We start from the raw sequence: 15403 nt of genomic DNA on the forward strand, positions 1-15403 counted from the left end.
GAAGGTAGGACGATGGCAGCGGATCATTACAGAGAGAAGGAACACGCTTTCGTGACCATAGGCAGGGATATGAAGGAGGGAAGAATCCCTCCTCTCGTTTTGCTCTGCGGAAGTGAGGAATATCTGATAGAGTGGTATGCTGACGCGTTGATAAGAAAATACGTGTCCGAGGCGTGCAGAGCTATAGATCTGGTGACTTTGGAAGGAGAACAGGCAACCATCGACAACATCATCGAGGGACTGGAGACATTGAGTCTGATGTCGGAGCGTAAAGTGGTCTTGCTGCCGGATTTCGCTCCTGCGGCAGGGAAGGAAATGAAGGGCTTTTCTCAGGCAGACATAAAAACTTTGACGGAGTATCTGGCAGACATCCCGGAAGGGAGCATGTTGATCATGACGGCCGCAGATCCGAAAGAAGGAAAGGTAAAGAAAGGAAAAGTGCGGACGGCCGTAGAAAAATACGGGAAGGTTTACGATTTTCAGCCGCTGAGGGACGGTCAGCTGAGAAGCTTCATAGAAAAGCGGTTCAGATCGGCGGGAAAAAGCTTTTCGAATTCCGTCGTGGCGCTGATAATGTCGGAGAGCGGCTATGGGAACAAGGCAGTGGATTACGGTCTGTACAATCTGGAAAACGATCTGAGAAAGATCATCGCTCACAGCGGAAAGGCCGTAGAGATCACTGTCGACGACGTACGGGGGATCATTTCTGTGAGCCCTGAGAACAATGTATTCGCCATGCTGGACGCTATAGGACGCAACAGAAAGGACGAAGCTTTCAGACTGCTTCATAATCTCCTGGATTCAGGGACTCCCGTATACAATCTGCTGAGACTGATAACGGGCCAGCTGGAACTGATTCTGTCGGTGAAGGAGATGAAGGATGAAGGAAAGACGCTGGTCCATATGCAGAAGACGTTGGGAGTCCATCAGTTCAGGGTAAAAAAGGCGATGGCGGTGACAGGGCTTTATTCGATGGAGGATCTGAGGAAGGCGCTGTCGGCGGCTTATGAGGTGGACGAGAACATCAAGACCGGACTGATGGATGACGATCTTGCGCTGGAATATTTCATAGCGAGACTTTAAGGTTGTAATATATTTACTATATTGCTTTTCATCCTCAGGTTTGATAATATTAAAATGTTAGGTTATGCGCGATCAGGCGCATTCTGAATCTAGCTAGTAGATTTACAGGAGGAACTGAAATGAGTGAAAAAAGTTGTAATTGCGATTGCTCAAAAAACAGGGAAGCACAGTTTAAGGATCTGGCTCCCGTATTGGAGCAGTACGCAAAGGTACCGGGTAGTTTGATCACTATTTTGCAAAAGACTCAGGACATATATGGCTACCTTTCCATGGACGCCATAAACTACATATCCGAAGTCACTGGTATTAAGCCTGCAAAAATCTATGGAGTAGCTACGTTTTACGCGCAGTTCAGACTCAAACCAATCGGTAAGTACCTGATAATGCTGTGTCAGGGGACCGCATGTCATGTAAACGGTTCGGAGATGATAGAAGAAGCCGTATGCGAGCATCTCGACATCAAGGATGGGGAGACGACGGAAGACGGACTTTTCACCTTGAACAATGTGGCATGTCTCGGCTGCTGTTCACTGGCGCCGGTCATGATGGTAAAGAGCGAGGAAGGCGACGAAACATACGGTAACCTTACAAAGGATTCCGTTAAGCAGATCCTTTCCGAGATCAGGGAAAGAGCGTAGGAGGTAACGAAATGAAAGTAGTAATTGGACAGGGAAGCTGTGGTGTCGCTACAGGCGCCAAGAAGACGGCTACCGAATTCGAAAAACAGATAGCTGACAGGAACCTGGACGTGAAGGTGGATATCACCGGATGCGTGGGGACATGCTATCTGGAGCCTATCGTCGATATTTACGATGATGACGGAGGCATGACGAGATATGTCAAGGTACAGCCTGACAAGGTCGAGAAGATTGTCGAGGATCACCTCGTTGAAAAGAAGGTCTCGGAGGAATACGCCATATCCGACGAAGACAAGCAGTTCGTGGAAAAGCAGCAGAGAGTAGTGCTGAGGAACTGCGGCGTGATAAATCCTGAGAACATCGATGAATATATCGCGGCTGACGGATACAAGGCCATAGAGAAGGTCCTGACTTCCATGACGCCTGAGGAAGTAATCGAGGAGATAAAGATATCGGGCCTCAGGGGCAGAGGCGGCGCAGGGTTCCCTACATGGTTCAAGTGGAATGCGGCAAAGCAGAGCCCGGGAAATGAGAAATATCTGGTATGTAATGCCGACGAGGGAGACCCGGGCGCGTTCATGGACAGGTCGGTCCTGGAGGGCGACCCTCATTCCCTGCTGGAAGGTATGATAATAGGCGGATACGCCATGGGCGCCAGCCAGGGTGTCATATACTGTCGTGCCGAGTATCCTCTGGCCATCAAGAGGCTGGAGATAGCTATGGCGCAGGCCAGGGAAAAAGGATTCCTCGGAAAGAACATATTCGATTCGGGTTTCGATTTCGATATATATATCAAAGCGGGAGCAGGAGCATTCGTATGCGGAGAGGAAACGGCGCTGATAGCGTCCCTGGAAGGCGAGAGAGGTATGCCTAGACTGAAGCCTCCTTTCCCTGCGGCGAAGGGCTTCTGGCAGAAGCCTACCGATATAAATAACGTTGAGACGCTGGCCAACGTACCGTGGATCATCTACAACGGCGGAGCAGCCTTCGGAGCCATGGGAACCGAGAAGAGCAAGGGAACCAAGGTATTCGCGCTGGCCGGAAAGATAAAGAAGGGCGGCCTTGTGGAAGTTCCTATGGGACTTACGCTGAGAGACGTCATCTACGGTATCGGCGGCGGCATCAAGAACGACAGGAAGTTCAAGGCCGTACAGATGGGAGGACCTTCCGGCGGATGTATCCCTGCGGAGCTGATAGACACTCCTGTAACGTATGAGGATATCAACAAGACAGGCGCCATCGTAGGCTCCGGCGGTATGATAGTAATGGACGAGGATACCTGCATGGTGGATATGGCCAGATACTTCCTCAACTTTACGCGGGATGAGTCCTGCGGCAAGTGCAACTATTGCAGGATAGGGACCAAGAGAATGCTGGAGATCCTGGAGAGGATAACCAATGGCGAAGGCAAGGACGGAGATATAGAACTGCTGGAAGAGCTGGCCATGAAGATAAAGGATGGCTCCATGTGCGGCCTGGGTCAGACTGCCCCTAACCCTGTCCTGACGACGCTGAAATATTTCAGAAACGAATATGAAGACCATATTTACAACAAGAAGTGTACTGCGGGATCATGCAAAGCCCTTATCACTTACACTATCACCGATGATTGTAAAGGCTGCACCCTGTGCGCAAAGAAATGTCCGGTGGACGCTATTTCCGGCAGCGTGAAGGAAAAGCACGTCATAGACCAGACCAAGTGCATCAAGTGCGGCAAATGTCTTGAGACATGCAACTTTGGCGCGATAGAGAAGAAATAAGGGAGGTGGAAGAAAGATGAACAAGTTCAGACTTAATATAAACGGAAAAGAAGTCACCGGTGTTCCGGGACAGACTATTCTTGAAGTCGCCAGAGAAAACGACATTTTCATTCCTACTCTCTGTTACGACGAAAGAACGAAGATATACGGCTCCTGCGGCATATGCATGTGCGAGGTGGAGGGAAACCCTAAGCTTTGCAAGGCATGCGCCACGGAGATAGCCCCTGGTATGGTCATCAGGACCAATACGGAGAGGGTAATTGAATCGAGGAAGACCAATCTGGAGCTGCTGCTTTCCAATCACGTGGGAGACTGCAGACCGCCTTGTGTGCTGGCATGTCCCGCTCAGACAGATTGCCAGGGCTATGTGGGGCTCATCGCCAACGGCGAGTATGAAGCGGCGCTGGAGCTGGTGAAGGACAAGATCCCTCTCCCTGCATCGCTGGGAAGAGTATGTCCGCATCCTTGTGAAGACGAATGCAGGAGAGGCCTCATCGACGAGCCGATCTCCATACAGTGGCTCAAGAGATTCGCGGCCGATCAGGATCTGATGAGCGAGGACGCTTTCATACCTGAGTGTGAGCCTGATACGGGCAAGAGCGTTGCCATCATCGGCGGCGGTCCGCTGGGACTTTCCGCCGCATATTTCCTGAGGCAGAAGGGCCACGCGGTTACCATCTTCGAAGCCATGCCTAAGGCAGGCGGTATGCTGAGATACGGTATCCCTGAGTACAGACTTCCTAAGGAAGTGCTGGATGACGAGATATTGACGATACAGAAGATGGGCGCTGAGATAATCACCGACACCAAGATAGGCAAGGATATCCCGTTCGAGACTATAAGGGAAGATTTCGATGCCGTGCTGATAGGTATCGGAGCATGGATATCCACCGGTGTGGGATGCAAAGGTGAGGATGCTGAAGGCGTCATCGGCGGTATAGACCTGCTGAGGAAGGTCGTAAGGAACGAAGAGATAGAGCTTGGCGAGAAGGTGGCCATCGTCGGCGGCGGAAACACCGCCATGGATGCCTGCAGGACGGCTGTAAGGCTGGGAGCCAAGGAAGTATACAACATCTACAGAAGGACCAAGGACGAGATGCCTGCCGACATGGTGGAGATCGAAGAGGCCGAGGAAGAAGGCGTTATCTTCAAGAACCTGAGGAACCCTCTGGAAGTCATCAAGGACGAGAACGGCCACGTCAAGGAAGTCGTACTCCAGGTGATGGAGCTGGGCGAGCCTGATGAGTCGGGAAGAAGGAGACCTGTTCCGGTGGAAGGAAAGACCGAGACTGTCGCCATCGACACCATGATACTGGCCATCGGTCAGGCTGTAGACGCTGAGATCTTCGACTGTGACAAGACCAGAAAGAACGCCATCGCCTACGACAAGGATACATTCATGACCAGCATCCCTGGCGTATTTGCCGGCGGAGACTGCGGTAACGACAAGATCTCTATCGCTGTTGAAGCCATCGCCGACGCCAAGAAGGCTTCCGAGATAATAGACGCTTATCTCTACGGAGAAAAGGTGAAGTATGAAAAGCCTTACTTCGTCCAGAGAGACGATATAACGGAGAAGACATTCGAAGACAGAGAGAGGATGTGCAGACCTGAGATGCCTCAGCTGAGTCCTGAGGAGAGAAGGGACAACTTCAGCGAGGTGATCCCTGACGGATATACTGCCGAGCAGGCCGAAGCGGAGGCCTCCAGATGTCTCGAGTGCGGATGCCACGATTACTTCGAGTGCAAGCTGATAGATCTGGCTCATCAGTACGACGTACATCCTGAGAGGTTCGACGGCGACAAGCATACTACAGAATACGAGGACGATCATCCGTTCATCGTGAGAGACCCTAACAAGTGTATACTCTGCGGCCTCTGCGTGAGAGTGTGCGACGAGGTGATGGGCGTTGGAGCTCTTGGTCTCGTAAACAGAGGATTCGATACTGTCGTAATGCCTAACATGGAGAAGCCGCTGATCGAATCGGGATGCATTTCCTGTGGTCAGTGTGTCAGCGTATGCCCTACGGGAGCTCTCCAGGAGAGGACTACCATGATAAAGGAGACTCCTGTGGATACTGTAGAGACAGACACCACATGCTCCTTCTGTTCGGTAGGATGCAGCCTGAAGCTGGAAAGCTGCGGCGATATGCTGATAAAGGCCAATCCTGATAAGGAAGGGACTGTCAACGCCGGACTGGCTTGCGGCAAAGGCAAGTGGGGATTCGACTGCGCTATGCTGGAAGACAAGCTGGAAGAGCCTCTCATCAAAGATGTGGAAGGTTTCAGAGAAGCGGATTATCACGAGGCTCTGGTGATGATAGCCAAGAAGTGTCAGTCAGTCGGAGCCAGATATGGTAAGGACACTATCGGTGTTTCTGTTTCTGACCGATACACCAATGAAGAAGCATATGCCATAAAGAAGATGGCTGAAGCCATGGGCGCCAGGATATTCTGCATGAACAACAGGAAGAGCGGTATAGCTCAGGTCATCGGACACGACGCTTCGCCTAATACGATAGACGAACTGCTTTCGACGGAGCTGATACTGGCTGTAGGCTTCAACGCCACAAACAATCCTGTTATACAGCTGAAGATGAAGCAGGCGGCAGAAAGGGGAGCACAGGTAGTTCTCGTGAACCCTGAAGGCTTCGAACAGATGAATATGCCTTACCTGGCTAAGGAAATCTACACGCCGAACGATCTGGGATTCGTGAAAGCCATCGCAAAGGCCATCGTCGACAGCGGCAAGGGCAAGGATATCGCCGGATACGATGAGTTCGCAGCCAGCCTCAAGGATGTGACTGTAAGCGAGGAAGCCAAGGAGATAGCTGACATGTACATGGGCGCCAGGAAGGCTATGATCGTGTTCACACAGAATGTGATAACTACTGACGCAGCTGCTTTGCTGGCTGATATCGCTATGGTCAGCGGCCATATCGGAAGCCCTAGAGACGGTATCCTTCAGGTGAAGGCAAAGAACAACTCTCAGGGTCTCATCGATATGGGTATCACGGATGGAGCCGAGGCGCTGGAAGGCGTGAAGGCACTGGTGGTATTCGGCGAGGAAGCTGACATCGATACAGATGCCCTCGAATTCCTGGCAGTATGTGACACTCACATGACTGCTCTGGCTGCAAAGGCCGACGTGGTGATACCGGGAACTGGTTTCGCGTCCACGGATGGTACCTTTACAAACACTGAGAGAAGGATGCAGCTGGTACTGGCCGCTATAGATGAAGGAGTTGCCCTCAGCAACTGGGAAGTTGCAGCGGAGATCGCTCACGTATTCGAGGTGGATCACGACTGGGAGGACACTGAGGATATTTCTGAGGAAATGAACGATACTGTGCCTGCTTATAGATATGCTCAATTGGATGAAGTATATGGAGGTGTTCTCACACCTGCGGAAGACGCCGGGCTGGTAGCCGTAGGAGATGGCAAGTTCGCTGATCCTGTGGCATGCACTGACAGCCTGATGAACGTCATCGTGGAGAGACTGCCGAAAGCGGCAAATCCGACTGCGTAGGATAATATCCGCTGGTGGTAAAAGAGAATAATAACAGTCAAGGGGCTGTTCCTCGGTCGACCTGACGGTCGGCTGAGGGGCAGCCCCTTGTTTCTTTAGGCTCAATTGCCAGCACGTCTTTATAAAAAAGTGGTGGTAGCGAGTGGTAGTTGCCGGATTTTTTCTTTTTAGCGGAAATTCGGCACAAGGCCGTGTCAGCGCTGCCGAATTCTGTTCGTTGTCTCGGAATTCGGCAGCGTCGTGTGTAAAGGACTGGAGAACCTTCGGTGAAGGTCGAGGCTCTGTAGATATCGGTTATGGATCCATCCTCTCTATGGGAAGGCCCAGCTTCACAGCATATCCATCGAGGCTGGAGCGTGATACGCTGTCCAGAAGTACGTCCTCGAAGAAATGATCGCCGGGCATCAGGTGGTTTTCGCGGGCGAATTCCATCAGACTAGTGAACATGGAAAGGATCGGGAGGAAGCCTTCGGTGCTGTAGATGACGGCGTAGGTCCTGGGCGGGATGACAGTTATATTGGCGTCAGAGTAGGCCACATCGTCGGGATCCAGTTTTGTGTACAGGTGGGAGTAATAGTAATCCTTGTCGTCATAGCCTCCGTCTACGTCGATAAGGCCGCCTGTCACATATGGGCTGTATATCTGGTTCTGGTGACAATGGGCTATATGGGCGGCAAAAGCCGCGTATTCATCGACGCCTTCGGTACCGCCGCTGTATTTGGTAAATATATAGTACTCTTCAGGACGTTGTTCCAGCTTTATTTCCCCATGCCGGGCGGATATGCCTTCTTCTGTTATGGCTATCTTGCCGTTGACGAATGATTTGAGCCATTGAAGCTCGGCTATCTTTTCGTCGATCAGTGTGTCATGTTCTTTCAGGAGAGTGAGGAATGAGACGGGAGAGCGGTTTTCCAGAAAGTCCTTGATATAGGAAAGGGGGATATCCAGTTCTTTCAGCATGGAGATGGTGTTGTAGGTATCGAATTGGAATATGGAATAATAACGGTATCCGTTGTCGCCGATCAGTTCGGGCTTCAGTATACCGATCTGATCGTAGTGAAAGAGAGTCTGCTTTTTTACTCCGCAGAGTCTGGCGAATTCGCCGGTGGTGAAGTACCCTTTAGGCTTTTTTCTGATTTTTCTCATTATATTACCTCGAAGTGGAAAAAGGTTATTGACTATACGGTTACAGTATACTTTATTATATAGCCGGAGGTCAATGATATGGATGGTATTTTTTCGGGAGAGGTAACAGCCAGGAGATTCATACATTTCGTATGGCCGTCTGTGCTGATGATGGTCATAATAGGACTGTATTACAATATGGATTCGGTATTCGTGGTGAATCTGGTGGGAGAAGAGGCTTTGGCCGGACTTTCCATAGCTTATCCGGTACAGGGCATAATGTGGGGCTTTGCCGTGATGCTGGCATCAGGATCCAGCGCTATCGTCGCCATAAAGATGGGCGAGGGAGATCAGCAGGGGGCCAATGAAAAGTACACCCTCATATGTATCGTTTCCATCATAACAGGTATCATATTTTCGATAGTCTGTATCATCTTTATGGATCCGCTGGTGGAATTCCTCGGAGCAACGGAGACGCTGAAGCATTACTGCCATGATTTTCTTGGTATCATGGTGTGGAGCTTTCCGGCGGCATTCCTGGGGCAGCTGTTCGAATATTTCATAAGGGTGGACGGCAGGCCTGTATTCACCCTGTGCCTGTATCTTTCGGGCGGATTTGTCCATCTGGCTCTCGATTACATATTGATGGGGCCTATGGGAATGGGAATAGAAGGCGCGGCATATGCCAACCTGGGAGGCATAGTTGTCATCATGATAGTAGGCGGAGCATATTTCATATTCGCTGATACGAAGCTGAAATTCGTCAAATTCAAGAATGACTGGAAATATATAGGACACTGTTTCCTCAACGGTTCGTCGGAAATGGTCAGCGAAGCGTCGTCGGGGATAACGACTTTTTTCTTCAACATAGTCGTGATAAAGCTTGCCGGTGATATAGGGGTAGCGGCTATGAGCATCATACTCAATGTCCATTATCTGCTTATATCAGTACACCTGGGATATATAATGGGCGTAGCGCCACTCATAAGCTATTTCTATGGAGCTAAGGATTATGACAAGGTGAATATCTTCATAAAGTATTCCAAGCGGTTCATAATCGTCACATGTCTGGTCAGTGCCGTATGCTGTCTGCTGTTCGGTCAGTATATCGTGATGATATTCGAACGTCCGGGAAGCGAGCTGTTTGAGATAGCTCTGACAGGCGTGAGGTTCCTGTCTGTAGCGCTTCTCTTGTGCGGTATCAACATATTTGCGTCCGGCTTTTTCACCGCTTACGGGAACGGTCCGGTATCGGCGCTCATCTCCATGTCGAGAGCGCTGATAATGAATATCATAGGAGTGATGATACTCAGCTGGCTCTTCGGGATGACAGGTGTTTACCTGACTCTGGCTTTTGCGGAGCTGACGACTATGGGATTGTCCTTCTTCATGTTCAACAGGTACAAGGACAGGTATCATTACAGTCTAAGGTAACGCCGCGGACAGGAAAGCGTCCCGCCGGAGAGAGTTGCCAAAGAGAACAATATAGTACGCGGCATAAAGCCCGGAATGTAATGTGATAAGACATATGTGACAAAAGAAATAAGAAAAGAGAGGAATACTCTGATATAATTAATTCACCACAAAAAAACATATCAAAAGGAGTATCCTCTCATGGCTATTGTAACAGAAGAAATGAAATATCGCCAGCGTTTATGTGAATATGCGATAAAGTATGGAGTAACAAAGGCAGCAAAAAGATATCACACATATAGACAGTTTGTTTACAGACAGCTTGAAAAATATGATGGAAGCGCTCGGAGTCTTGCGCTGAGGTCAAGGAAGCCTCAGCGCAGCCCGAACGCGCATACAGAAGATGAACTGAAACTGATAAAAAATATGCTGCGAAGAAACGGGAAATATGGGCTTGCGGAAGTATATGTAAGATGTCAAAGCAAAGGGTATACCCGAAGTTTTGGCAGCATGTGCAGACAGATAAGAAAAAAAGGATACAAAAAAGTAAAGAGTAAGAAGAAAAGCTATACGAGATATGAGAACATGCAAGGGATATATCCGGGAGAGAAGGTACAGGTAGATATCAAGTATGTACCGCAGGAATGCATCAGATTTCCGTGCTATGGAGATAAGTATTACCAGATAACGGCGATAGATGAATACAGCAGGAAAAGAGTACTGAAGATAGTGAAAGAGAAGAGCACCCATGAGACGAAGAAATTCATAAAAGAGCTGGAAAAGAGGATGGGATTCAAGATAAAGATTATCCAAGTGGATAACGGAACAGAATTTGTAAACGATGGCGATAAGACAGACAAAGACAGCGCATTTGAGAAAGCAGTAAAAGAAGAGGAAATGGAAATAAGGAGGACGAGACCGTATTCACCGTGGCAGAATGGCAAGGTAGAGAGAAGCCATAGAGAAGACGGAAAGATCCTATATAGCAAAGAAGTGTTTAGAAGCGAAAAGGAACTTAAGGCAAAAGTAGCGAAACACGAGAAGAGATATAACAGGACAGCGAAGACAGTATTAGATTTCAAAAGTCCCGATCAGGTAGTAGCAGAGTATTTCTCAAAGTGTAACATATGTCTTGACAACTAAGAATAGTACGCGGCATAAAGCCCGGAAGCTGTTGGCTGGTCCGGGCTTTTCTGATATAATCATATACAATATGAATCCAGGAGGAGAGAGATGAAATATATAGAATTCAAAGTACACGCCAGCAGGCAGGGCGTGGAGCAGCTGACGGCCATGTTCATGTCCAAAGGGATATATGAGCTTTCCATAAAGGATCCGGCCGACATGGAGGACATCCTCGACAAGAAGGTATCCTATGAGTGGGACTATGTCGATGACAGTCTCAGGGAGACCGTGGACAAAGAACCTGTCGTATCGGTATATTTTGAGGATACGCCGGAAAACAGGGAGCGGATACAGGACTTGAAATTATCGGTCATGATGCTGAAAAGCAAGGAGCTGGAGGGCCTGTACGGCTGGGATGTGGACTTTGGCAGATTATACGCGGAGACTGTGGATGTAGATGATGTGGACTGGAAGGATAAGTGGAAGGAGAATTTCAAGCCTCTGAAGGTCACGGACAGGTTGGTGATCAAGCCTACGTGGGAAGAATATACTGCGGCCGGAGATGAGCTCGTGCTGGAGCTGGATCCGGGTATGGCTTTCGGGACGGGGAGCCATGAGACTACATCACTTTGTCTGAAACTGCTGGAGGAATATCTGGGAGAAGAGCCGGCGGACAAGAAGATCCTGGACGTGGGCTGCGGTTCAGGCATCCTTTCCATAGCGGCAGCGCTGCTGGGCTGCGGCCCCGTCCTGGGTATCGATATAGACGAGGATGCGGTAAGGGTCGCCAATGAGAACGTTCGACTTAATGGCGTCGATGATGTCGTTGAAATAACACATGGAGATTTGCTGCAAGGAGTGGATTTCAAGGCGGATATCGTGGTGGCCAATCTGATGGCAGACCTGGTAGCCATGCTTTCGGAAAGCGTAGCTGATCACATGGAAAAGGGCGGCGTTTTCATTTCCTCGGGTATCCTGACGGAGAAGAAGGAAATGGTGGAAAATGCTCTTGAGAAAGCCGGCTTTGAGATAAAGGAAATAAGAGAGGATGACGAATGGTGCGCAATAGTCGCAGAGGTCGGTAAATGAGAAGGTTTTTCGTTTCGCCTGAGGATGTTGGCGAGGAGACGATAGTCATAGATGACAGAGAAGACATACGCCACATGAAAAAGGTGTTGAGGTTGTCAAAGGGTGATGAGATAGATATTTCCGATTCTACGGAGTGGGAGTACAGGACGAAGATCATTCTGTTGGATGATGAGAAAGCGGAGGCTCGGATACTGGATAAGCAGCGGTTTACAGCGGAGCCGAAAGTCAGAGTGACATTGTTCCAGGGGATCCCGAAGCAGGGAAAGATGGAGACTATCGTCCAGAAATCAGTGGAACTGGGTGTTGCTGCCATAGTTCCAGTCTTCATGGCAAGGACTGTAGTGACCGATAAAGGGAATTTTGAAAAGAAGATACAGCGGTGGCAGAAGGTGGCTGATGAAGCTGTCAAACAGTGCAGGCGCGGAGTGATACCGCAGGTCTCCCGGCCGATGAAGCTGCGGGAGATGATCGATAAGCTGGAGGATTTCGATATGGTACTCTTCCCTTATGAGAACGAAAGAGGGATCACCATAAAAGATGTGCTGCGGGGAGACCGCGCAGAGGAGTGCGGCAATTGTGAAGCTGCGAAGAACAGTGATGCCGCTGAGAATATCGCTGTCATCATCGGGCCGGAAGGCGGGTTCTCTGATCAGGAAGCGAAGGAGATCGTCGCCGCGGGAGGTATCTCTCTTTCTCTGGGGAAAACGGTCCTCAGGACCGAGACCGCGGGGATGGCCGCTATAGCTATGATAATGTATGAAAAGGAGCTTTGAGTCATGAAAAGTGTATTTCTCGATTGCGCCATAGTCAATCCCGGAGATATTTCCTGGGAAAAGATACAGGAGCTGAGCGACTTCACCTGGTATGAGAGGACGGCCAGGGAGCAAGTGACCGGGAGGATCAGGGGAGCCGAGGCTGTTTTCATAGATGCGGTGGCGATGGATCGAAAGACGATGGAGGATTGCCCGGAGCTTAAATTTATAGGCATTGCCGCCACAGGGTTCAACCATGTGGATCTGGATGCGGCAAGGGAGCTGGGCATCGCTGTGGCAAATGTGCCGTCCTATGCGGGAGACGCTGTGGCTCAACATGCCATAGCGTTGTTGTTGGCGGTGACCAATAAAGTCCAGGTATATAATGACGCCATAATCGATGGGCAGTGGCAGGGAAGTCAGGATTATACTTTCGTGAAGGCGCCTCTGACTTTGTTGGCGGGAAAATCCATTGGCATCATGGGATATGGCGCTATTGGCAGACGAGTGGGAGAAATAGCGGAAGCGCTGGGAATGACGGTCAACGTCTACAGCCGTGATCCGGAAGCGGCGGTGACTTCTGATGTCCTGTCCCTCAATTGTCCGTTGACGAGGGAGAACACCGGGATAGTGGACGCCGACTTCATCAGTAGGATGAAGGACGGCGCTGTCCTGATAAATACCGCCAGAGGAGGGCTGGTGGACGAGAAGGCTCTGGCCGATGCGCTGAGATCCGGAAAGCTGGCCGGAGCAGGTCTGGATGTGATGGCTCAGGAGCCGCCTGAGGAAGACAATCCTCTCATTGGCCTGGAAAATTGTTATATCACACCTCATATAGCCTTCATACCTATAGAGGCAAGAAGGACGGTCGTCGACACATGTGCTGACAATCTCAGGAGCTTCATAAACGGTGGGATGCTCAACAGGCTGGTGTAGCGGTATCGGAGGAAAGCTGTGTTTATGAGCCGCATCAGCGGGAAGCGTCGGGCCGCGTCCATTCAGTTGAGAAAAGTGAAAAATTCCTGTGGCGAAGAGCCGGGAGGTCTCAGATGTCTCTTCAGCTTGTAGAGACAGCCGGGGTCTCCCTTTTTTATGGTGCTGACGCCTTCAGTGCAGCTGAGGGTGGCTTTGAAACCGATCTCCTTCAGTATCGTATCGGTGTTCTCGTTGAAAGCTCCGAAAGGGTACGTGAAGGTAGTGGGAGCCACTCCCGTCACGTAGGCTATCTTGTCCTGGAGGCGACAGATATCGGAAGTCAGAAAGGTACGGTAATCTTCGTCGCTTTCGTTGGATACCTGGGAGACGCCGTTTCTCGCATCGTAAGTGTGGCAGTCGTAGGAATGATTCTGTATCTCCCAGTATCCTGATAAGTGCATGTCGAGGATGTCGTCCCACGTCAGATGTGAATAGTTGAGATTCCTGTCGCCGCTGCCGGTGAATTCGTCGGACATCTTACCGACTACCGAGATGACTGCCTTCATGTTGTACTTTTGAAGAAGAGGATAGACATAGTAGTAATTGTTATAGTAGCCGTCGTCAAAGGTGATGACGATGGGCCTTTCCGGCAGCTTTCCCTTGCCTTCGGCGAAGGCGATGACTTCCTTCATGAAGACGGGAGTATATCCCTTTTTCCTGATATAGGCCAGATCTTTTTCCAGGAGGTCAGGTGATACTATGTATTTGCTGGACAGCTTGTTGTCCTCCAGTATGGCATGATACATGATGATGGGGAGCTGGATCTCGTCAGCGTCGGACATTTCAGCAGAAGCCCGCATCTCTTTCAGATAGTGGTTTTCCTCGATAAACGGATATTCGCGGCTGTATTGACCTGTGTTATCGTCTTTTACCACTGTGGATCGGTGGGAAGACAGGAGCCTGGTGATGGCGTACAGGTCTATCCATATCTGATCGGGACTGTCCTTTTCATCCTCGTTGAATATCAGCTGCATGCCGAAGTGGAGATGGGGTGTATTTATGTTGTTTGTGTTTTCCTTCAGACTGTAGCCCGTCTGTCCTGTGTATCCGATCACATCACCGGCTGTCACGCTGGCTCCTATGTACAGGTTTTCGGCGTAAGGGGTATCTTTTCGCAGATGAGCGTAGTAATAATATCGCTGTTTGTCATAGCTTCGTATGCCGAGGCGCCAGCCACCATACTGGTTCCATCCCATGGCTTCTACCGTGCCGCTCTCTATTGCCGTCACAGGGGTGCCTGTGGCAGTTATCATGTCATGACCCAGATGCGTCCTGCTGTAGCCATAGCTGCGCGATTGGCCGAAGTCGTCGAAATGGGAGTAGTCGAATCCTTCTGCGATGGGAGAAAATGCCTTGAGACCGTAGGCTTTTTTCCAGACAGACTGGCCGGTCGCTTTATCAGGGATCTTTATCTGATATTCACCGAGGAAGCCATTCAGAACAGCTCCGTAAGCTTCACGGTAATAGCTGAAGCTTTCCATGTCTTTCGTCAAAGTGGCGACAGATTTTCCGCTTTTGACGCCGGAGACGAAGCTGTCCATGTGATGCCGGTCGTAATTATCGAAGTTGCCGCCGTATCTGGATCCAAGGTATGCCAGTATATCTATCCAGTCAACATGTATTTTCTCATCGTAAGTATCTATGTCTGTATCCATGGCCGCTTTCAATACATGGTATGGCACATCGAAATCGACCCATTCTATGGTTCCACCGGCACCGCCTGTTTTCCTGTCCGTAAGGATCGCCGGATCGTGGATCAGCGATGACAGCATCAGAGACAATATCGTACAGGCGACCATGGCACAGGTCGCTGTTTTGCTTGCTTTTTTCCTTTCCGTTTTTCTTTTCATGAAAACCTCCGCGATGATTTAGTTAAAGATATGAAAGTTTCTCTTATTTTATGTAGAGGGCTGC

11 protein-coding genes are annotated in these 15403 nt (G+C 49.9%); 9 read left to right on the forward strand and 2 right to left on the reverse strand.

The window, feature by feature from the left end:
• Positions 1-12 precede the first annotated feature (12 nt).
• The 4 genes from holA (at position 13) to ACQY69_RS01190 (ending at position 7010) form a co-directional block, all read left to right on the forward strand.
• Positions 13-1083: a DNA polymerase III subunit delta gene (gene holA, locus ACQY69_RS01175; RefSeq protein WP_428257924.1), complete on the forward strand. Its 1071-nt coding sequence runs from the start codon at positions 13-15 to the stop codon at positions 1081-1083.
• A 119-nt stretch (positions 1084-1202) separates the two neighbouring features.
• Entirely contained in the window at positions 1203-1721 is a 519-nt protein-coding gene (gene nuoE, locus ACQY69_RS01180; RefSeq protein WP_428257926.1) for an NADH-quinone oxidoreductase subunit NuoE, read from the forward strand.
• Between the two features lie 11 nt (positions 1722-1732).
• The gene (locus tag ACQY69_RS01185; protein WP_428257928.1) at positions 1733-3481 is read left to right on the forward strand and encodes an NADH-ubiquinone oxidoreductase-F iron-sulfur binding region domain-containing protein; all 1749 of its coding nucleotides are present in this window, start codon (positions 1733-1735) and stop codon (positions 3479-3481) included.
• 16 nt (positions 3482-3497) lie between these two features.
• Entirely contained in the window at positions 3498-7010 is a 3513-nt protein-coding gene (locus ACQY69_RS01190) for an FAD-dependent oxidoreductase (protein ID WP_428257929.1), read from the forward strand.
• Between the two features lie 294 nt (positions 7011-7304).
• On the opposite strand, the gene ACQY69_RS01195 is transcribed toward ACQY69_RS01190, so the two are convergent.
• A complete protein-coding gene (locus tag ACQY69_RS01195) occupies positions 7305-8156 on the reverse strand; it encodes a MerR family transcriptional regulator (RefSeq protein ID WP_428257931.1) in 852 nt (283 codons plus the stop codon).
• Between the two features lie 78 nt (positions 8157-8234).
• Between ACQY69_RS01195 and ACQY69_RS01200 the strand changes: the two genes are divergently transcribed.
• The 5 genes from ACQY69_RS01200 to ACQY69_RS01220 all read left to right on the forward strand — a co-directional run bounded on the left by ACQY69_RS01200 (position 8235) and on the right by ACQY69_RS01220 (position 13450).
• A complete protein-coding gene (locus ACQY69_RS01200) occupies positions 8235-9569 on the forward strand; it encodes an MATE family efflux transporter (protein WP_428257933.1) in 1335 nt (444 codons plus the stop codon).
• 180 nt (positions 9570-9749) lie between these two features.
• Positions 9750-10691, forward strand: a complete 942-nt coding sequence (locus ACQY69_RS01205; RefSeq protein WP_428257935.1) for a DDE-type integrase/transposase/recombinase — start codon at positions 9750-9752, stop codon at positions 10689-10691.
• 90 nt (positions 10692-10781) lie between these two features.
• The gene (prmA, locus tag ACQY69_RS01210) at positions 10782-11762 is read left to right on the forward strand and encodes a 50S ribosomal protein L11 methyltransferase (protein ID WP_428257936.1); all 981 of its coding nucleotides are present in this window, start codon (positions 10782-10784) and stop codon (positions 11760-11762) included.
• Complete coding sequence (locus ACQY69_RS01215; RefSeq protein WP_428257938.1) at positions 11759-12535, forward strand: 16S rRNA (uracil(1498)-N(3))-methyltransferase; 777 nt, start codon at positions 11759-11761, stop codon at positions 12533-12535. Before prmA ends, ACQY69_RS01215 begins: the two co-directional genes overlap by 4 nt.
• Positions 12536-12538: 3 nt before the next feature.
• Positions 12539-13450, forward strand: a complete 912-nt coding sequence (locus ACQY69_RS01220; protein WP_428257939.1) for a D-2-hydroxyacid dehydrogenase — start codon at positions 12539-12541, stop codon at positions 13448-13450.
• Positions 13451-13512: 62 nt separating this feature from the next.
• On the opposite strand, the gene ACQY69_RS01225 is transcribed toward ACQY69_RS01220, so the two are convergent.
• Complete coding sequence (locus tag ACQY69_RS01225; RefSeq protein WP_428257941.1) at positions 13513-15339, reverse strand: polysaccharide deacetylase family protein; 1827 nt, start codon at positions 15337-15339, stop codon at positions 13513-13515.
• Positions 15340-15403 lie beyond the last annotated feature (64 nt).

Source organism: Gallibacter sp. Marseille-QA0791, assembly GCF_965119705.1.
Classification (GTDB): domain Bacteria; phylum Bacillota; class Clostridia; order Peptostreptococcales; family Anaerovoracaceae; genus Lentihominibacter; species Lentihominibacter excrementipullorum.